The following is a 19,366-nucleotide window of genomic DNA, read 5'->3' as shown; positions in this document are numbered from 1 at the left end:
ATTTTCGGAGGCAGCCATGCACGACCCTTCCGCCCACAGCAAGCCGCGTATCGCCATCAGCGCCTGCCTGACCGGGCACAGCGTGCGCTACAACGGCGGCCACAAGGCCTCCGACCTGTGCCGTAAACAGCTGGAACAGCACTTCGACTGGCTACCCGTGTGTCCGGAAGTGGCAATCGGCCTGGGTGTCCCCCGCGACCCGATTCGCCTGGTCGGCAACCCCGAGCAACCCGAAGTGGTCGGCACCCGCGACCCTGGCAAGGACCTTACAGACCCGCTGCGCACCTATGGCGAGCAGATGGCCAACGAGCTTGACGACATCTGCGGCTACATCTTCATGCAGAAGTCACCTTCATGCGGCCTGGAAAGGGTAAAGGTTTATCAGGACAACGGCCACCCGGCCGTGCATGGCGGCCGTGGCGTCTATGCCCAGGCTTTCTGCGCATTGCGCCCGGACCTGCCAGTAGAAGAAGAAGGCCGCCTGCATGACCCCGTGCTGCGCGAGAACTTCATAAGCCGCGTTTACGCCTACGCCGACTGGCAGCGCCTGCTGGCCGAGGGCCTGAACCGTGGCGCGCTGGTGCGCTTTCATTCGCGCTACAAGTATTTGCTGATGGCCAACAACCCCCAGGCCTATCGCACGCTCGGCCGCCTGCTTGGCAGCATGAGCAAGGCTGATGAACCACAGACCATCGGCCCGCGCTATTTCAGCCAGCTGATGCAGGCCCTGCGCCGCTGCGCCAGCCGCGGCACCCACAGTAACGTGCTGCAGCACCTGAGCGGCTACTTCAAGGATGCCCTGACACAGCAGGACAAGGCCGAGTTGCAGGCAGTCATCGGCCAGTACCAACAAGGCGTGGTACCTCTGGTAGTGCCACTGACCCTGCTCAAACATCATTTGCGCAAGCACCCAGACCCCTACCTGCAGCAACAAGCCTACCTGCAGCCTCACCCCGAGAGCCTGGGCTTGCGCAATGCGGTCTGAGGACTTGCTGCCCATTGGCGAACTTGCCCGTCGCACTGGCGTCAACCCGGTCACCCTGCGCGCCTGGGAGCGCCGGTATGGGTTGCTCAAGCCACAGCGCACCGCCAAGGGGCATCGCCTGTACCCACTTGAGCAGGTCGAACGCGTCGAGTCCGTCCTGGCCTGGCTGCAGCGTGGCGCGTCGGTCGGCCAAGTCCGCGAGTTGCTCGACAAACCCGCCAGCACCCTACCGAAGGGTGACTGGCAAGCCCGGCAACTCCAGCTGATCGAAGCCATCGCCGGCCTTTCACAGCGCGCCCTCGACCAGCAACTCAACCAGGCCATGGCGCTGTACCCGGCAGTCACCCTGTGCGAGCAATTGCTGCTGCCGCTACTCGACATGCTCGACCTGCGCTGGCGCAATTACTTCAACGCTCGGCTGGAGCAGGTGTTTTTTCACAGCTGGCTGCGCAGCAAGCTCGGTGCCCGCGTGTACCACGACAACCAGCTGCTGCAAGGGCCTGCCGTGTTGCTGGCCGAAGACTGCGAACGCACCTTCAGCCCGGACTTATGGTTGTGCGCCTGGCTACTCACCAGCAATGGCTTCCCGGTCGAGGTGCTTGAGCAGCCTGTCGCAGGCCCGCAATTGCTAAGCGCCGTCAACGCGCTCAAACCACGCGCCTTACTCCTGCACCTGGGGCCACGCATCGACGACAAGGCGTTGCTGCGCACCCTGCAAGGCTTGCCGATCCCCAAGCTGCTGGGCGGTGCCACGCTGGCGCTGCATGAAGCCCGCTTGAAGGCTTTTGAGCTACCCGACCTTTTCCTGTTCGACACCCCGCAGGCGGCATTGCGCGTGCTTCAAGCCCATGATCGACAGCCTGTAGAGATAAATCCCCCATGCACCTGACCTGGCTGCGCAGCGACCTGCGTATCGATGACAACACTGCACTCAGCGCCTCTACCGAACGCGGCCCGACCATCGCCCTGTGGCTGGTCAGCCCCGGACAATGGCAAGCCCATGACGATGCCGACTGCAAAGTCGACTTCTGGCTGCGTAACCTGCATGACCTGCGCCAATCACTGGAAAAGCTGAACATCCCCCTGCTGATCCGCACAATCGATACCTGGGACCAGGCGCCACAGGCGGTGCTCGATATCTGCCGCCAACATCAGGTGCAAAGCGTGCACTGGAACGAGGAGTACGGCATCAATGAGCAGCGCCGGGATGATGCCACCCGGGCACTGCTGGAAAAGTCGGCCATCCAGGCGCACAGCTACCTCGACCAACTATTCTTCCGTCCGGGCACCGTACTGACTCGCAGTGGCGATTACTTCCAGGTGTTCAGCCAGTTCAAGAAAACCTGCCTGGAGCATCTGCACCGCAGCCTGCCGTCCCCGGCACGGCGGGTGAAGCGCCAGGCCCCGCTGAACATCGGCAGCGACCCGATCCCGCAACATGTCGAGGGCTTCGGAAAAACCACGCACGCACTGCGCGACCACTGGCCAGCCGGTGAAGCCGAGGCACAGTCCCGCCTGTCACGCTTCCTGGACGACACCATCGACGACTACCACCACCTGCGCGACTTGCCTGCCAAGCCCGGTACCAGCCAGCTTTCCCCCTACCTGGCCGCCGGCGTGATTTCGCCCCGCCAATGCTTGCACGGTGCACTGGCCGGCAACCGGGGCGAGTTCGACAGTGGCAGCACAGGCGTGCAGACCTGGATCAATGAGCTACTCTGGCGTGAGTTCTACAAGCACATCCTCAGCGGTTATCCACAGGTCTCGCGCCACCGCGCCTTCCGCGCCCAGACCGAAGCCCTGCCCTGGCGTGACGCCCCGGCAGACCTAGAGGCCTGGGAGCAGGGCCGCACCGGCTTCCCGATCATCGATGCCGCCATGCGCCAGCTGCTGCACACCGGGTGGATGCACAACCGCTTGCGCATGGTCGTGGCCATGTTCCTCAGCAAGAACCTGCTGATTGACTGGCGCAAGGGCGAGCGGCACTTCATGCGCCACCTGATAGACGGCGACCTGGCCGCCAACAACGGGGGTTGGCAGTGGAGTGCGTCCACCGGCACCGACGCAGTGCCCTATTTCCGTATCTTCAACCCGGTTTCACAGTCGCAGCGCTTCGATCCACAGGGTCAGTTCATTCGCCACTGGGTACCGGAACTACAGGAGCTCGATGAAAAAGCCATCCATCAACCCATTAAACCGACGGACCTTTTCGGTAATACTTCGTACCTAAGTCCAATCGTAGATCTCAGCAGCAGTCGCCAGCGGGCCCTGGAAGCGTTCAAAGGGCTGCCACGCCGGCAGAATCAGGGGATAACGTCTTGATTAACTCGCGTAGTTTCTGGGTTACAGGCGCAAGCAACGGACTTGGCTTGGCTTTGGTGGAGCGGATGCTCGATGAAGGACATCGCGTTGCCGCGAGTGGCAAGGATAGCGATGCACTGGATGATTTGGGGACACGCTACGGCAGCCAATTGTTGCGTTTGCCGTGGCAGTTGCAGGAAGAACAACACGTCACCCATGCGTGCCAACAAATCTGCCATGCCTGGTGTTCGCTGGACGGGCTGATCCTCAACACCGGCACCACCGATTACCTGCCAGACAATGTCAGTGACAGTGAGCTGATCGAAGCAATCGTCACCACCAACCAGCTGGCCGCAGAGCATTGCCTGAGCAAAGCGCTGCCATTGCTGGCAAAGGGGCAGTCGCCCCAGGTGATGGGGCTTTTCAACCGCTATTCGGCGTTGCAGCTGTTTGCACCGACACAGGTGACTGCGGGCTGGAACAACTTGCCGCAATGGCTGCGTGAGCAGCGCAAGGCCCTTGAGGACCAAGGGATAGCACTGACCATCGTAGGGCCACAATCGTTGAAGGTTACGGTAACGTCGACACAGGCGATACCGGAGGCGTGGACGCCCGGCAGTGCCGCAGAGGAGTTGCTGCGCCGGTGGCCTCAGAGAGAACCCGAACTGGTCCTGGAGACGCTGGACCTCAGTAGCCTGTGGCCGCTGGCGCGTTGACCGCTGAAATCAGCATTACCTTCTTCGCGGGCAAGCCCGCTCCCGCAGATTACCCAGACCTTTATGCTGTGGTATTCCGGCAGGAGCGGGCATTGCCCGCGAATGCAGGTGAACTCAGAGCGCCATTCTGTAATGCAGGCTGTAGCTTTCTACACCATCGTTGGGCTCTTTGATGCCGGCGTTGGAATAGTGAATCGCCCGCACCCCAATCTCATGCCCGCCGGCAAAGCGCAAACCAAAACCAATGCGGTCCTCGAACTGGAACGCCGAACCCAGCTCATTGCTTTCCAGTTCGGTGCTGGAGAACGCCGCCACCCCGATGCCGGCTTCGATGTAAGGCTTCACCGACTCCCCGGCAAATTCATAGACGAACACGGGCGCGAAGGACAGGCTGTGATTGCTTGCGGTCTCGTCGCCATCCCAGTAGGTGTAGGCCCCATCCCAATAGCCGGTCAGCCGACCAACGCTGGTCTGCCACCAACTCGCGTCCCAATTCGATTGCAGCCCTAGCCGGTAGACCATTGTCGAATCGCCAGTCTGCCCCACCGAAAACGAAACATCGGCAGCCTGTGCCGACATCGCTTGCCCCAAAATAAAGGCAGCAGCCGCTGCCAAGCCGAGCAGTTTCCTCATAAGAAACATCCTTCTTTCTGATGCTGTTGTTTGTCCGCCTCATCTCAGGCAAAGCGATAGAAAGCAGAAGTGGAACGATAGTTCAGCCTTTTTTCACGTTTTTTTCACAACGCAAAGCTTTGCACATCGTCAGACTTATGCCACAGCACAGGTAGGATTTTTCTTAAGGCTTCTGGGTCAGCGCTTGTCCAGAAGCGTGCGGCGCCGGCCGGGCCTTCGGCCAACAGATCATTGGCACCCAGCAGCCGTTGCAACTGACGCGCCACGGCCGCGCCGGTGTCGATGATGGCCACGTCATCCGGCACCATGCCGGCCAGCAATGGGCGAAGGAAAGGGTAATGGGTGCAGCCGAGGATCAGCGTGTCGCAACCTGCTGCCAGCAGCGGCTGCACGTAACCTTGCAGCATCTGGCGCAACGCCGGACTTGCAAGGTCACCGGTTTCGATCAGTTCGACCAGCCCCGGGCAAGGCTGGGTAATAACCTGTACGTCGTTGGCGAAGCGGTCGAGCAAGGCTGCGAACTTGGCACTCTGCAGGGTACCGGTGGTGGCCAGCACACCGACCACGCCCGAGCGGGTGGCTGCCGCTGCAGGCTTGACGGCCGGTTCCATGCCCACCAACGGCCAGGCCGGATACAACTCACGCAGGTCGGCCACTGCCGCCACCGTGGCGGTGTTGCAGGCCAACACCATGGCCTTTGCGCCTTGCTCATGGAAGAACCCGGCAATGTGCCGGCAGCGCTCGCGGATATAGTCCGGCGACTTCTCACCGTAGGGTATATGCCCGCAATCGCCCACATACAGCAACGTTTCGTTGGGCAGCAGGCGCTGGATCTCGGCCAGCACCGACAAACCGCCAACCCCCGAGTCCATGACGCCGATCGGCGCCGAGCGCTCAGCCATCGCGCTTACCACAGACCGTGCAAGCCGGGTCGCGCTTGACACGAAGCTCGCGGATACGGGTGCCGAGGGCATCGATCAACAGCAAGCGGCCGACCAACGGCTCACCGAAGCCAGCCAGCAGTTTCATCGCCTCCAGCGCCTGCAGGCTTCCCACCAGCCCCACCAGCGGGCCAATGACGCCTGCTTCGCTGCAGGTCAGTTCAGCTTCGCTACCATGCCCGTACAGGCAGTGATAGCACGGGCTGTAGTCACGCCGCGGGTCGAACACCGACAGCTGACCTTCCAGACGGATTGCTGCTCCGCTGACCAGCGGCTTGCCGGCGGCGACACAGGCAGCGTTGACCGCCTCGCGGGTAGAGAAATTGTCGGAGCAGTCCAGCACCAGGTCGACCGCCGCCACCGCAGCCACCAGCGAGTCCTCGTCCAGTGCCTGGCGGTGAGCAACCAGGCTGACTTCCGGGTTGATTGCCTGCAAGCGCTGCAAGGCCGAGTCGACCTTGCTCATGCCAACGCTGGCACTGTCGTGGATGACCTGGCGTTGCAGGTTGGTCAGGTCAACGGTGTCGAAGTCGGCCAGGTGCAGCTCACCCACGCCAGCGGCGGCCAGGTACAGGGCGACTGGCGAGCCCAGGCCACCCAGCCCGATGATCAGCGCTTTGCTCTGCTTGAGCCGCAGCTGGCCATCGATGTCGATCTGGGCCAGCAGCACTTGGCGGCTGTAACGCAGCAGTTCCTGATCACTCAGCATGGCAGTCGCCCCAGGGTAATGCGTTCATGGCCGCCCAGGTCCGTGCGGCTGGCCACCTCGATAAAGCCATGTTCAGCCAGCAGAGCGCGTACCGCTGCCGCCTGATCGTAGCCATGTTCCAGCAGTAGCCAACCACCTGGCAACAAGTGCGCGGGGGCCTGGGCGGCGATCACGCGAAGGTCGTCCAGGCCATCGGCACCGGCCACCAGGGCACTGCTGGGTTCGAAACGCACGTCGCCGGCCACCAGGTGCGGGTCTTCAGCGGCAATGTAGGGAGGGTTGCTGACAATGAGGTCGAAACGCTCCCCGGCCAGGCTGTCGAACCAGTGGCTTAGCCGTACCCGAGCGTTGGCCAGGCCCAACCGCTGGCGGTTGCGCTCGGCGAGGGCAGCAGCCTCCTCCACCCGGTCAACCGCTGTCACCTGCCACGCCGGGCGCTCGCTGGCCAGCGCCAGAGCGATGGCACCCGTACCGGTACCCAGGTCGAGGACCTTGGCTGGCGAAGCGGGTTGCAGTTCAAGCGCCGTCTCGACCAGCAGTTCGGTATCCGGCCGCGGGATCAGGGTATGCGGCGCGACCTCCAGGTCGATCTTCCAGAAGCCCTGCAGCCCAAGGATATAGGCCACTGGCTCGCCGCCACGGCGGCGCTTCAGGTAGCCGGCATAGGTCTCGGCATCTTCGCTGCTGACGATACGCTCGGGCCAGGTATGCAGGTAGCTGCGCGATTTACCGATGGCCGCAGCCAGCAGCAGTTCGGCATCCAGGCGCTCAGTGGGCGATTCAGGCAACTGCGCGTTGCGCAACAGGCTGGCGATGACAGTCATCAGTCCCCCAAGGCGGCCAGTTGATCGGCCTGGTATTCGGCCAGCAGCGGTTCGATCACCGCGTCTACGCCACCGCTGAGGATGTCGTCCAGCGAGTACAAGGTCAGGTTGATGCGGTGATCGGTCACCCGCCCCTGTGGATAATTGTAGGTGCGGATGCGCTCGGAGCGGTCACCGGAACCCACCAACAGCTTGCGCTCACTGGCAATGGCGTTCTGCGCGGCACTGGTCTGCATGTCGTTCAGCTTGGCCGACAGCCAGGACATGGCGCGAGCACGGTTCTTGTGCTGCGAGCGCTCCTCCTGGCATTCGACCACGATACCGGTGGGCAAGTGAGTGATACGGATCGCCGAATCGGTCTTGTTGACGTGCTGGCCGCCGGCACCGGAGGCACGGTAGGTATCCACGCGCAAGTCGGCCGGGTTGATTTCGATGGCGGCCTGCTCGTCCGGCTCGGGGAGCACCGCCACCGTGCACGCGGAAGTGTGGACACGGCCTTGGGACTCGGTCTCGGGCACACGCTGAACCCGGTGTGCACCGGACTCGAACTTGAGCTTGCCGTAGACATTCTCGCCCTCGACGCGGGCAATGATTTCCTTGTAGCCGCCGTGCTCGCCTTCGTTCTCGGACAAGATCTCCAGGCGCCAGCCGCGCTTTTCGGCGTAGCGCGAATACATGCGGAACAGGTCACCAGAGAAGATGGCTGCCTCGTCGCCACCCGTACCGGCGCGGATTTCGAGAAACACGTTACGACCGTCGTTGGGGTCTTTAGGCAGCAGCATGCGTTGCAGCTGCGCCTCCAGGGTCAACAGTTGCTCCTTGGCTTCACGCACCTCTTCCACGGCCATTTCACGCAGGTCCGGGTCACTGTCCTTGAGCAGCGCCTGGGCGCCTTCGAGGTCGTCCTGGACTTTGCGCCACTCTTTATAAGCAGCGTAGACCGGCTCTACCTCGGCATACTCGCGGGAGTAGGCGCGAAAACGCGTCTGGTCGGAAATAACCTCGGCGTCACCGAGCAGGGCGGTGAGTTCTTCGAAACGGTCCTGGAGGATTTCCAGTTTGTTCAGCAGCGACGCTTTCATTGCGGGGATTTGTCCGTGGAGCCCTCATTGAGGGCAAAGAGTTCCTGGGCCATGGCCAGCGCATCGAGGCGGCCCTCGGCCGAGAGCTTTTTCAGCTGCACGCTGGGCGCATGCAGGAGTTTATTGGTCAGGCCCCGGGCCAGCTGGGCCAGCACGTCTTCGGGGTTGCCGCCATTGGCCAGCAGGCGCAGGGCCTTTTGCAGTTCTTCGTCGCGAAGGCGCTCACTTTGCTGGCGATAGGCCCTGAGCACGTCCACTGCAGCCAGTTCGCGCAGGCGCAGCATGAAGTCTTCGGCGCCCACGGATACCAGCTCTTCGGCCGCCTGAGCCGCACCCTGGCGGCTCTTGAGGTTTTCTGCCACTACATCGTGCAGGTCGTCGACGGTGTACAGGTAGACATCGTCCAGCTCGCCTACTTCGGTTTCGATATCGCGAGGTACAGCGATGTCGACCATGAAAATCGGCTTGTGTCGGCGCTGTTTCAGAGCACTCTCGACCGCGCCTTTGCCCAGGATCGGCAACTGACTGGCGGTGGAACTGATCACGATGTCACTGTTGGCCAGTTCCTGTGGGATGTCTGCCAGCAGCACGGCATGCGCACCGAACTGCTCGGCCAGGATGCTGGCACGCTCCAGGGTGCGGTTGGCCACCACGATACGGCGTACGCCCTGCTCGTGCAGGTGGCGGGCGACCAGGGTGATGGTTTCGCCGGCACCGATCAGCAGGGCCTGGCTGCGGCCCAGGTCGGCGAAAATCTGTTTGGCCAGGCTGACCGCGGCGAACGCAACCGAAACCGGGTTTTCACCGATGGCCGTATCGGTACGCACCTGCTTGGCGGCGCTGAAGGTGGCCTGGAACAGGCGCCCGAGCAACGGCCCGACGGTACCGGCTTCGCGGGCCACGGCGTAGGCGGACTTCATCTGGCCCAGGATCTGAGGCTCGCCCAGAACCAGCGAGTCCAGGCCTGAGGCCACGCGCATCATGTGCTTCACGGCGTCGTGCTCTTCATGCACGTAGGCGCTGGCACGCAGCTCGTCGATGCTGAGGCGGTGATAGTCGGCCAGCCACTGCAGCACGGCGTCGGCGGACAGGTGGTCCTGCTCTATATAGAGCTCACTGCGGTTACAGGTCGACAGGATCGCCGCCTCGCGGCTGGACGTCAGTCTGCAGAGCTGCTGCAGGGCGTCTACCAGCTGCTCTGGGGTAAACGCCACGCGCTCGCGTACGTCTACCGAGGCAGTCTTATGGTTGATACCAAGTGCAAGAAAGGCCATGCAAGGTCGCTGGTTGTGACGGGAAGCCGATAATTGTCCTCTTTCGCAGGTTTTTGGACAACCACCGTTCGCTATTGTGCTGATAGTCCTGCGGCTATCGCCTTTTCGTAGCCTGCCCTAGCGGTGTTTTCAGGTCTTGCCGGCTTTTGATCTGGCTTTTGATCCTGACCTTGATCTTCGCGACTTCAGGAGGCCGAACGCAGGCCTTGCGCAGGGAGGTGACGGGCATGGATGCCCGTCAAGCGCTGTGCCCCAGGATGGGGCCTGCAGCGCGGTCCTCCCGGGAGCAAGCCCTACGCTCGGCCTCCTGAAGTCGCAATCTGCAGCGCCTGATCAACCGCGCGCTTAGAAGCGACAGTAAGAGCAAAAGCCAGAGCCATCGGCTCGACATCGCCCTAGCCAACTACGCCGACCGGGTCGAGAAGACTTTTGACATATTTCCAAAAGATTTATCCACAGTCTTGTAGTCCATTTCCCAAATACATACCCAGCTGTTGCCCTACCCTCCTTCCGGACCTAGTCTTGACGCCGCTACATCGATATTCCTCACTGAGACAGCGATACGAGTTGGATAGCATCGAGCTATCAGTCCGTCGGTTTATTTGTAGCTATTAATTTTGCCGATTATTAGAAGTTTTGTTGATGAGGATCAGCAGCGGTAATGATGAACTGAAATGATGCACACTTACTTGCTGACACACCAACAACAAGCATTTTTATATTTCAGTTTTGTTAAGCTTATCTTAAAACGATTTCCAATGCAGGGTATGCTTCGTGCATGGCAGGAAGCTATATAATAGGCGCGAGCAATGGAAGAATTTGCAGCATCTCGTAGGCACTCAGTGCTTCTTTGGGGCGTTAACTTGTGTGCTATTTCGGCCTCTACGCTGAGCTATATTTATTTTTCCTACTATATTTATGCTCATACTGCTAGTCTAATACTTTCCCAAGTGGTGCTGTTTGCACCAATGGTTCTGCCGGTAATTTTTGTCGCTCCAATCTACCGACTGGCTGACTATCTAGCGCCACGCACCTTGCTGTGGAGTGCCAACTTGGCGTCGCTGGGCTGCGCGGCGGTCACCTACAAGATCCTGCCACATCATGTGGAAGTCGCCGTGTTAGGCGCGGTAGTCATTGGCACCCTGGATGCGCTGCAACGGGTAGGGCGTATTGTTGCCATCAAGTGTTATTTCCCGGGTGCGCAAATCGCCAGCTCAGTGCCTCTGACACTCACCGCACAATTCATTGCCGGCGGCCTGGCAGGCATCAGTCTGCTACTGTTCAAAGCCAACATGACGCCTGGGTTAGCCCTGCTCATTACTGTCAGTCTTTTTTCCATCGCGGCTTTGGCGGCCTATCTACTACCTGCGCCAACAAAGCCTCCGATCACCGTGCAGGTCGCACCAAGACTATTGACTGCCCTTGGTTCGCTTTTGCAGGAGTATCCCGCGCTACGCCTCAGCCTCTATCAGTTCATCGTCTTCGTCAGCCTTTTTCAGGGCTTCTTCAATGTGTCCAGGGTGCTGTTACCGGCCCATGTGCTGGGCTTGGGAGAGGTGTATGTCGGTTTGTTGCAGGCCGTCAATAGTGTGGCAGCTTTGGTGGGCGCAGTACTGTTCTATCGTTTGGGCAAGTGTAATGTGCAACCGCTACCTATGCCGATGGCTGTAGTCAGCGGCCTGTTCATGATGCTCGCAGCGTTCGGCCATGATATTCAGTCCAGTTACATCGCGTATTTTCTCTACATATTCTTTTTCGAACTGGCATTTTTCAAGTTGCAAGCCGATCTTGTCAGGAGCACACCTACCAGCGCCATGCCGTTGATGGCATCTGTCCAGTATGCGGGGGTCTACTTAGGCATGATAATCACCATCTTCGCCGGCTCAATACTGGTTAAGTATGTTGGCCTGTTCAGCACGAGCATTATCTTCATTGTTTTCTATTTCGTCGCATCCAACGCCCTGCGAACGACAGTTGCGATCAAGGGAAAACAATCTGTCTAAATAATTTCTTCAAGGAGAACAATATGCCCACATTGGCGCGTGTATTTCCGTTCGTCCGTCTTTTGGATTTGGCGAACATATTAACAATATTCAATATCGGCCTGGCCTTCGGTACTGTTTATTTTGCGTTGCAAAGACGGTTTGTTCTGGCGGCGACGGTGATTTGCCTGGCCGCGATGCTCGATTTCCTTGACGGCCACATAGCGCGGCGCTACCTGGCTGCGAACAGCGCGCAACGGGCCTTCGGCAAGCATCTAGACAGTTTTGCCGACTTGCTCAATTTCAGCGTCACGCCAGCCCTTGTCATCCTGATCCTCGACCAGTCTCTTTCGGCCACGCTGGCCGCAGTAACTCTGGTTTTCACGGCCATTTTGCGGCTATCGCTGTTTGGCATGCCCGGCACATCGGCTGGCGGGGGATATCAGGGGCTACCCACCACATATTCAGGATTTGTCTTTGCGCTGGCGCTGATGGGGTTATCGGCCGGGCATTACGGTGCCGGTGTGATCGTCGGCCTAATGGCGCTGGTCGGCATCCTCCAGGTCACCAGCTTGAGAATTCCCAAGTATGGCGCACCTTCGACGGTCGCTTGCTTCGCAATGCTGTTCGGGCTCAGCACTATTTACTTTCATCCCTGGTAATCCGAGGTTCCAATGAAACACGTGGTTTTCGTCGACAGCACCGTAAGCGGCCTGCTGGCTTTTGAGGCAGCCAAACGGCTTGGCTGCCACGTCACCTTCATTCATCAGCGCGACGCCTCGTTCCTGACGATCTCGATCAAGGACGACACCTCCCGTCTCGAGCCTTACCTGCGATATGTGGATGCTTATTTGCGTATCGATAATCTGGAAGGCGGCGAATTCAGCCGGTTGTTGGCAAACCTGCACGCAGAGCGCCCTATTGACGCCCTGATCTCTACCTCTGAAGCAGCCATAGTACCGGTGGCGCGTGAGGCCCAGCGCCTCGGCACCCTCTACCCGAGGTACGAAGCTCTGTGCGGGGCGGTATACAAGAGTCGACTGCGCGAAACGCTGCGGGCACACGGACTACGCTCTCCTGATTTTGAAGTACTAAGCGAGGAGCAACTGATCAATGGGGTCGTTCCGAGTTTGTCGCTGCCATTCGTTGTCAAGCCGACCCGAGGATTCGCCAAGCAGTTTTCCGCCATTTGCCATAGCCAGACCGACTTTGACGCCTTTCTCGCCGAGTTGCGCCAGAGTCGCAAGGGTGCTGATCCTATGATCGACCACTTGGTAAGCCGCGACTATCTGGTCGAGCAATACATCGACGGTACATTGCATTCAGCGGAAGTCATCGTCCAGGACACCAAGGTCTCCTGCTTTGCGACCACCATCCGTTTCCGCGCCGACTATAGCGAAATATTAGAAATGACCGCGACCATGCCGTCAGGCCTTGACGCAGCACAGCGCGACGAGATCAAAGCATATGTGCAGGCAGTGTTCAGCGCTCTGGGGCTGGATGTTGGCCTTTATCATGTTGAACTGTTGCGCGATGCCAAAGGGCCCTGTCTAGTGGAGATCAACGCACGCATGATGGGTAGCGTAGCGCCGCAGATGTACCGGATGCTGACCGGCATCGACCCGTTCGAACTGCTAGTCCGTCTGCACCTGGGCGAGCCCATTCTAATTGACGACTCAGTGCTTCAGCGCGCAGGTAGCGTCGTAACTGTCGCCTCCCGCAATGGCGGTCATATCGCCCACGACTATGACCCCGACACCCTACAGCCATTACTGGACAAGTACGCCATCCGGTTTTGCACCGCCCACGTTGCGCCTGGCCAGGCGGTAAACGTCTATAGCGGCAACATCGGCACAATTGGCCACGTCATCGTTGAGGACGACTGCCCCCACTCTGCGGCGAAAAAGGGCAATCGCTTCCTGCGCGAGCTGTCCTCACTTTACGGCCTTGAACTCGCGACTTATACCGGCGCCGAGTTGGCTTAAACCTGACATGAACTGACAGCCCCCTGCAACGGACTGATTCGACTGATTAGGGAAGACATATGCACTCATTAAATCCTTCTCCCGTGTTCGCTTTTTCCGGCAAGGCCGATACCCTGCAGCAACTGGCACCACTTCTGAGCACCGGTCAAGTGTTGCCCCTTCATCGATTCACCGTGGCACAGTGGCGGGAGGACTGGCAGGCAGTGATCGCGCACTGTCAGGCGTTCTTTGGCGATGAGCCGCTGATTGTACGATCCAGCTGCCTAGCCGAAGACCGCGACGGCCATTCCGGTGCAGGAATGTACGCGTCAGTTCTAGATGTGTGTGGCGGCCAGGCACTCGGCGAAGCCATCAAGACGGTGATCGCCTCCTACGGCCTAGCTCGCGAGCGCGATGAGGTGCTGGTGCAGCAGATGGCGAGAGGAGTATTGGCCAGCGGAGTGGCGATGACCCGTGATCCAGAGACGGGTTTGCCATATTACGTAGTTGACTATGTACCAGGTGCCAGTACTGACGGTGTCACTACCGGCAACGAGACTGTGCACTCTTTCGTCTCACTTGGCAGCGAGGCGGCAAGCGAGCCTGCGGAATTACTAGGGCTGTTTGCGTTGCTCGAAGAGGTACAAGTTCTAACCGGGCGCGATGCCTTGGACATAGAGTTCGCGATCACTGTCGATGGCCCTCTGCTATTCCAAGTGCGTCCCATGACCGCAGATGGGCCCCGTAATGCCAACGCACTTGCCGACGCCCAACTACGCAAAGTTTTGGAGCACGAGGTTTCCCAGTTCGAAGAGCTGATCTGCAAGCAACACCATCTGCGTCCTACGTCGACCGCCTTCCTTGGCCTTATGCCGGACTGGAACCCAGCGGAAATGATCGGTACCAAGCCGCGGGCGCTAGCCTACTCGCTATATAAGGAGCTGATCACTGACCTTAATTGGGCCTCTGCCAGATTCCGATACGGCTACCGGGATCTGCGGCGCAAACCGCTGATGTACCAGGTGGGTGGCTCTCCTTACATCTGCATTGCCCACAGCATCGAGTCATTCATCCCTGCCTCGGTACCTCAAGATGTTGCCGAGCGCGTAGTCGAACAGTGCGGCGAGTACTTGGCCATGCATCCTCATCTGCATGACAAGATCGAGTTCGCGATCATTCCTACTTGCTTCACGCCAGAGCTTACTAGCCCCGATGCCGCTGCCGCGCTGCCGGCGCTCCGGACTCTTAGTACCGAGCAGCACGAATGCTACTTGAACGAGCTACGCCAGTTGACCGAGCACATTATTTCCCCCAGCGGCCCGTTCTTCTCCGACCTGACACGTCTACCGAGTATTACTGACAAGGTGCAGAGTTTAATGGCGAGGCAACCTCGGGGCGAGTCCTTGCAACGTATGAGGAATGCTCTATCGGCGGCCAACGTAGTCGCTGAAGTATTCGCTGGCGCTGCCCGTGCAGCGTTCGTAGGTACCGCAATAATTAAATCGCTGGAAACAGCGGGGGTAGTATCTGCCGGTTTCATCGATCATGTGACCGGAGGGGTCAATAGTATCGGTCGCGAGATGGCCAGCGATTTCCAGACGTTGCATAAGGACGATTTCCTAAAGCTCCACGGTCATGTCCGGCCCGGTACCTACGATATACGTGTGGCGCGCTACGACGAGACTCCGGAGAGTTATTTTGACTGGCAGCGCCCATTACAACGCCCCCCAAAATCTACGAACGGGCCAACTGTATCTCGGGCCCAGGTCAACGCCATGCAGCAAGCTTTCGACCAGTGCGGTCTTAACGTTTCCGCCGAGCAGTTCCTCCAATTTGCTCAGGCCGCTATTGCATCGCGCGAGAAGCTCAAATACCTCTATGCAGCGTTTGTTTCGGATGTTTTGCGCTCACTATGCGATTGGGGTGAGGTACATGGTCTTGACCGCGACCAACTCAGCTTTGCGCAAATCACCGACTTTACCAGCGGTTACGCCGACATCGATCGCAAACGTTTGCACCAAGCGATTGCTCACAACCGCAGCCGCTGGTATGAAACGCAGTTAGTCCGTACGCCAAGCATCATCTGTCAGCCGCAAGATCTATTCGGCCATCGAGTGCACTGGTGCAATCCCAACTTCATCACTCGAAGTGCCACTCATGCGCGGGTGGCCCATGTGCTTCCAGGGCAATTGGCACCGGACATAGAGGGTTGCATTGTCTTAATCGAAAACGCTGATCCGGGTTTTGATTGGATTTTTACCCACCGCATTGCTGGTTTCATCACCGCCTACGGAGGCGAGAACTCGCATATGTCGATCCGAGCCCGAGAGTTCGCCATTCCCGCAGCTATCGGCGTGGGCGATACTCGATTCAAAACCCTATTGGCGGCGACAAGCCTGCTGCTCGACTGCGCCGAGCGGCGTATACAGGTGCTGGCATGATTTTGGTTGGGCTGACCATGCTCAGGCAGTTCAACGCCGAACGCCAGGAATGGCGGGACGCGCTTGACCAGCGCTGGGTTGAATTCTTAGGCCAATGTGGGCTGACCCCGCTGTACCTTCCAAACGATCCGAGAGTCAGCATGGCGTTAGTCCAATCATTGCGCCCTCAGGGCCTCCTGCTTACTGGTGGAGGGAGTTGCCAGGCCCTGAGTGGGTCAGCCGACACACGCGACGTCACTGAGAGGGTCTTGCTTGATCTTGCGGAAAATCTAAGGCTTCCGGTGCTCGGTGTATGCCGCGGCATGCAGGTAATGTTGACGCGAGCTGGCGGCACTTTGGAACGCTTGGCCGGCCATGTAGGTGAGCACATGATCAACATGCAAGAACAACGGCGGCGAGTGAATTCCTATCATGAATACGGCTTTCGCGAGGCGCCCGACGGCTACCACGTACTAGCCCTGGCCGACGACGGCGTGATCGAGGCTGTGTATGACGACCACCGTCGGCATACCGGGATCATGTGGCACCCCGAGCGTGAACTACCTGCAGATCCATTGGATATTCAACGCGTGCGACATGCCTTTGGAGCTTTTTCATGAAAGCCATCATTCTTGCTGCTGGTCGCGGGAGCCGCTTACAAGCCCTGACCGATGAACGCCCCAAGGCCTTGGTACCCTTTAACGGTGTGCCATTGCTACAGCGCGCGATTGAAACGCTCCGTCGATGCGATGTCAGCGAGGTTGGCATCGTTGCAGGCTATCGAAGCGAAATGCTTGCGCCATTCGCCGACACTTTGTTTCACAACCATCGCTGGCACAGCTCCGGTATTTTCAGCTCTCTAAATTGCGCCAGCGATTGGTTGAGCGCAGAGCCTTGCCTTGTTAGCTACGGTGACATCTTCTACGACAGCACCCTAGTATCCGAGCTAATTAACCATCCAGCCGATATTGTTCTGGGCTACGATCCCGCCGCAGTGCGTCTCTGGCAGCAACGCTTCAACGATCCGCTACCAGATCTGGAGAACTTCCGCTTAGTCGATGGATGGGTGAGCGCTATTGGACAGACCGCTACCAGTCTTGAAGTCATTCAGGGCCAGTACATGGGCTTGTTCAAAGTCACGCCAGCGGGTTGGCAGGCATTGAAAAAACAATTGCAAGGGCTCACGCCTCAGGCACGCGACCAAACTGACATGACATCGCTTTTAGGGACACTAGTCAGCGAAGGTTTTCCAGTCGCCGGCGTGGCGACGCACGCTCCCTGGGGAGAAATTGACTGCCCCAGCGACGTGGCACTATATGAGCGGATCTATCCTGACCGGTGATCTCGACAAAATTGTCGGTGCGACTAACCCTGACGGTAGATTCGAGGATCGCGGCGGGTAAATGGCTCAAGGTTTTTCAGGCTGCACCTGGTTGAAAACGCCTTCGCCCGGTTGAAACACTAGCGGGCGGCCGCATCGCGCTTCGACAAGCTCAAGCGGAATTATGAAAGCGCAGTGGCCATGGCCTGCGCCTTTCTTTGGCTACCCATGTGAACCGGGAACAGCCCCTAACTCCGCACATTACGCTTCTCATGGCGCTTGTGCTCTCCCATTTCCTGCTTCCAGGGACGTAAAATATACAGGCAGGGGCTGGGTCATTGCGTCAGAAGCCCCCAGCGAACCTCTCCCCCACCCCGCTGTCCTACTCAGCACCACCCAGCCTGTAAACCACGACCTTCGCAGGTGGGTTTGCCCCCGCGCTTGTGTCATCATGCTCCGACCGCCGGTGAGTCCTCCTATAAGCCTTTCTATGAACAAACCATACGCATTGCTGCTTGCCTTCGCCCTGCTACAGGGCTGCCAAAGCCTGGCCCCGCAAAAGGCCGAGCCTCCCGTCGCCGAAGCTGGCAAGGCAGAGGCGGAAAAGCCCGTGGTGTATGGTTCGTTCAAGCAGGACACACTCTATAGCCTGTTGGTGGCAGAGCTGGCCGGCCAGCGCAACCGTTTCGACATCGCCCTGGCCAACTACACCGATCAGGCGGCAAAAACCCAGGACCCAGCAGTTTCCGAGCGCGCCTACCGCATTGCCGAGTACCTCGGCGCCGACGAGCCGTCACTGGAGAATGCACTGGTCTGGGCGCGCAACGACCCGCAGAACCTCGACGCCCAGCGCGCCGCCGCCATCCAGCTGGCCCGCGCCGGTCGCTATGACGAGTCCATGACCTACATGGAAAAGGTACTGCAGGGCCAGGGCGACACCCACTTCGACTTCCTCGCCCTGTCCGCAGCCGAAACCGACCAGAGCACCCGCGACGGCCTGCTACACAGTTTCGAACGCCTGCTGGTGAAATACCCCGACAACGGCCAGCTGATATTCGGCAAGGCCCTGCTGCTGAACCAGGACGGCAAGACCGAAGAAGCCCTGGAACTGCTCGAGTCGCACCCGGCACAAAACGGCGAAATCGCCCCGATCCTGCTGCGCGCCCGTCTGCTGCAGGCCCTGGACCGTGGTCCAGAGGCCCTGCCACTGCTGCGCGGGGCGATTCGCGACAACCCGGACGACAAACGCCTGCGCCTCACCTACGCTCGCACCCTGGTCGAACAGGACCGTATCGCCGATGCCAAAGGCGAGTTCATCAGTCTGGTCCAGCAATACCCCGATGATGACGAATTGCGCTACTCGCTGGCGCTGGTGTGCCTGGAGAACAAAGACTGGGATGAAGCCGAAGGCTACTTGCAGGAGCTGATCGAGCGCGACAGCTACGTTGACGCCGCGCACCTGAACCTGGGCCGCATCCACGAGGAGCGCCACGACCCTGCTGGCGCTCTGGATGAATACGCCCTGGTCGGCCCAGGCCCAGACTACCTGCCGGCACAGCTGCGCCAGGCCGACATCCTGATCGCCAACGGTCGCGGCAGCGATGCCTCGCGCCTGCTCGCCGAAGCGCGCGAAGCCCAGCCAGACTACGCCATCCAGCTATTCCTGATCGAATCGGAAAGCTACAGCAACAACAACAAGGACGCCCAGGCCAATCAGGTGCTGCAGCAAGCCATCCAGCGCTACCCGGACGACCTCAACCTGCTTTACACCCGCGCCATGCTGGCCGAGAAGCGCAACGATTTGACGCAGATGGAAAAAGACCTGCGCGCCATCATCGCCCGCGAGCCAGAAAACGCCATGGCGCTGAACGCCCTGGGCTACACCCTGGCCGACCGCACCACCCGCTATGCCGAAGCCAAGGCACTGATCGACAAGGCCCACCAATTGACCCCCGATGACCCGGCAGTGCTCGACAGCCTGGGTTGGGTCAACTATCGCCTGGGCAACCTCGACGTCGCTGAAACCTACCTGCGCCAGGCCTTTGCCAACTTCCCCGACCACGAAGTGGCCGCCCACCTGGGCGAAGTACTGTGGGCCAACGGCAAGCGCCGCGAAGCTCGCCATGTATGGGCCAAGGGCTTCGAGGCCCAGGCCGACAGCCCTATCCTGCGCAAGACCCTTTTGCGCCTGACCGGATCCGAGACTCTTTAACG

Annotated in this window: 17 protein-coding genes and 1 pseudogene; 12 read left to right on the top strand and 6 right to left on the bottom strand. The window is 59.6% G+C overall.

The genetic code is table 11. The features are described from left to right. Positions 1-16: 16 nt before the first annotated feature. The 4 genes from FQ668_RS03180 to FQ668_RS03165 are packed head-to-tail and all read left to right on the top strand — an operon-like array spanning position 17 to position 4,002. Positions 17-985 (top strand): DUF523 and DUF1722 domain-containing protein, encoded by a 969-nt coding sequence (locus FQ668_RS03180; RefSeq protein ID WP_014589675.1) that lies wholly within the window; start codon positions 17-19, stop codon positions 983-985. Then, complete coding sequence (locus FQ668_RS03175) at positions 975-1,874, top strand: MerR family transcriptional regulator (protein ID WP_019437889.1); 900 nt, start codon at positions 975-977, stop codon at positions 1,872-1,874. The genes FQ668_RS03180 and FQ668_RS03175 overlap by 11 nt, the downstream gene beginning before the upstream one ends. Further along, complete coding sequence (phrB, locus tag FQ668_RS03170; RefSeq protein ID WP_019437890.1) at positions 1,865-3,307, top strand: deoxyribodipyrimidine photo-lyase; 1,443 nt, start codon at positions 1,865-1,867, stop codon at positions 3,305-3,307. Before FQ668_RS03175 ends, phrB begins: the two co-directional genes overlap by 10 nt. After that, positions 3,304-4,002 (top strand): SDR family oxidoreductase, encoded by a 699-nt coding sequence (locus tag FQ668_RS03165; protein ID WP_019437891.1) that lies wholly within the window; start codon positions 3,304-3,306, stop codon positions 4,000-4,002. Before phrB ends, FQ668_RS03165 begins: the two co-directional genes overlap by 4 nt. A gap of 114 nt (positions 4,003-4,116) precedes the next feature. On the opposite strand, the gene FQ668_RS03160 is transcribed toward FQ668_RS03165, so the two are convergent. The 6 genes from FQ668_RS03160 to hemA all read right to left on the bottom strand — a co-directional run bounded on the left by FQ668_RS03160 (position 4,117) and on the right by hemA (position 9,465). Continuing rightward, a complete protein-coding gene (locus FQ668_RS03160; RefSeq protein ID WP_026031891.1) occupies positions 4,117-4,635 on the bottom strand; it encodes an acyloxyacyl hydrolase in 519 nt (172 codons plus the stop codon). Between the two features lie 104 nt (positions 4,636-4,739). Continuing rightward, complete coding sequence (murI, locus tag FQ668_RS03155) at positions 4,740-5,537, bottom strand: glutamate racemase (RefSeq protein WP_019437893.1); 798 nt, start codon at positions 5,535-5,537, stop codon at positions 4,740-4,742. Next, positions 5,530-6,285 (bottom strand): molybdopterin-synthase adenylyltransferase MoeB, encoded by a 756-nt coding sequence (locus tag FQ668_RS03150; protein WP_014589669.1) that lies wholly within the window; start codon positions 6,283-6,285, stop codon positions 5,530-5,532. The genes murI and FQ668_RS03150 overlap by 8 nt, the downstream gene beginning before the upstream one ends. Further along, the gene (prmC, locus tag FQ668_RS03145) at positions 6,279-7,109 is read right to left on the bottom strand and encodes a peptide chain release factor N(5)-glutamine methyltransferase (RefSeq protein ID WP_014589668.1); all 831 of its coding nucleotides are present in this window, start codon (positions 7,107-7,109) and stop codon (positions 6,279-6,281) included. The genes FQ668_RS03150 and prmC overlap by 7 nt, the downstream gene beginning before the upstream one ends. Next, complete coding sequence (gene prfA, locus FQ668_RS03140; protein ID WP_003247392.1) at positions 7,109-8,191, bottom strand: peptide chain release factor 1; 1,083 nt, start codon at positions 8,189-8,191, stop codon at positions 7,109-7,111. Before prfA ends, prmC begins: the two co-directional genes overlap by 1 nt. Next, entirely contained in the window at positions 8,188-9,465 is a 1,278-nt protein-coding gene (hemA, locus tag FQ668_RS03135; protein ID WP_010951977.1) for a glutamyl-tRNA reductase, read from the bottom strand. Before hemA ends, prfA begins: the two co-directional genes overlap by 4 nt. Before the next feature lie 809 nt (positions 9,466-10,274). Here hemA and FQ668_RS03130 point away from each other — a divergent pair. The 8 genes and pseudogenes from FQ668_RS03130 (at position 10,275) to FQ668_RS03095 (ending at position 19,364) form a co-directional block, all read left to right on the top strand. Further along, complete coding sequence (locus tag FQ668_RS03130; protein WP_019437894.1) at positions 10,275-11,468, top strand: hypothetical protein; 1,194 nt, start codon at positions 10,275-10,277, stop codon at positions 11,466-11,468. 23 nt (positions 11,469-11,491) lie between these two features. Next, positions 11,492-12,109 carry a phosphatidylcholine/phosphatidylserine synthase gene (locus FQ668_RS03125; RefSeq protein WP_019437895.1) on the top strand — a complete coding sequence of 206 codons (618 nt, stop codon included), beginning with the start codon at positions 11,492-11,494 and terminating at the stop codon, positions 12,107-12,109. A 12-nt stretch (positions 12,110-12,121) separates the two neighbouring features. After that, positions 12,122-13,432, top strand: a complete 1,311-nt coding sequence (locus FQ668_RS03120; protein WP_019437896.1) for an ATP-grasp domain-containing protein — start codon at positions 12,122-12,124, stop codon at positions 13,430-13,432. Between the two features lie 59 nt (positions 13,433-13,491). Further along, the gene (locus tag FQ668_RS03115; RefSeq protein WP_014589664.1) at positions 13,492-15,852 is read left to right on the top strand and encodes a PEP/pyruvate-binding domain-containing protein; all 2,361 of its coding nucleotides are present in this window, start codon (positions 13,492-13,494) and stop codon (positions 15,850-15,852) included. After that, positions 15,849-16,451, top strand: a complete 603-nt coding sequence (locus tag FQ668_RS03110; RefSeq protein ID WP_019437897.1) for a type 1 glutamine amidotransferase — start codon at positions 15,849-15,851, stop codon at positions 16,449-16,451. The genes FQ668_RS03115 and FQ668_RS03110 overlap by 4 nt, the downstream gene beginning before the upstream one ends. Beyond that, positions 16,448-17,173, top strand: a complete 726-nt coding sequence (locus FQ668_RS03105; RefSeq protein ID WP_019437898.1) for a phosphocholine cytidylyltransferase family protein — start codon at positions 16,448-16,450, stop codon at positions 17,171-17,173. Before FQ668_RS03110 ends, FQ668_RS03105 begins: the two co-directional genes overlap by 4 nt. Positions 17,174-17,257: 84 nt before the next feature. After that, positions 17,258-17,386, top strand: a pseudogene (locus FQ668_RS03100) (IS5/IS1182 family transposase); the annotation flags it as partial. A gap of 256 nt (positions 17,387-17,642) precedes the next feature. Next, complete coding sequence (locus FQ668_RS03095; RefSeq protein WP_014589661.1) at positions 17,643-19,364, top strand: tetratricopeptide repeat protein; 1,722 nt, start codon at positions 17,643-17,645, stop codon at positions 19,362-19,364. Positions 19,365-19,366 lie beyond the last annotated feature (2 nt).

It is taken from the genome of Pseudomonas sp. Kh14 (genome assembly GCF_900291005.1).
Classification (GTDB): Bacteria; Pseudomonadota; Gammaproteobacteria; order Pseudomonadales; family Pseudomonadaceae; genus Aquipseudomonas; species Aquipseudomonas alloputida.
The sequence above is the reverse complement of the archived record's forward strand: the minus strand, read 5'-3'. Positions and strand labels throughout refer to the sequence as shown.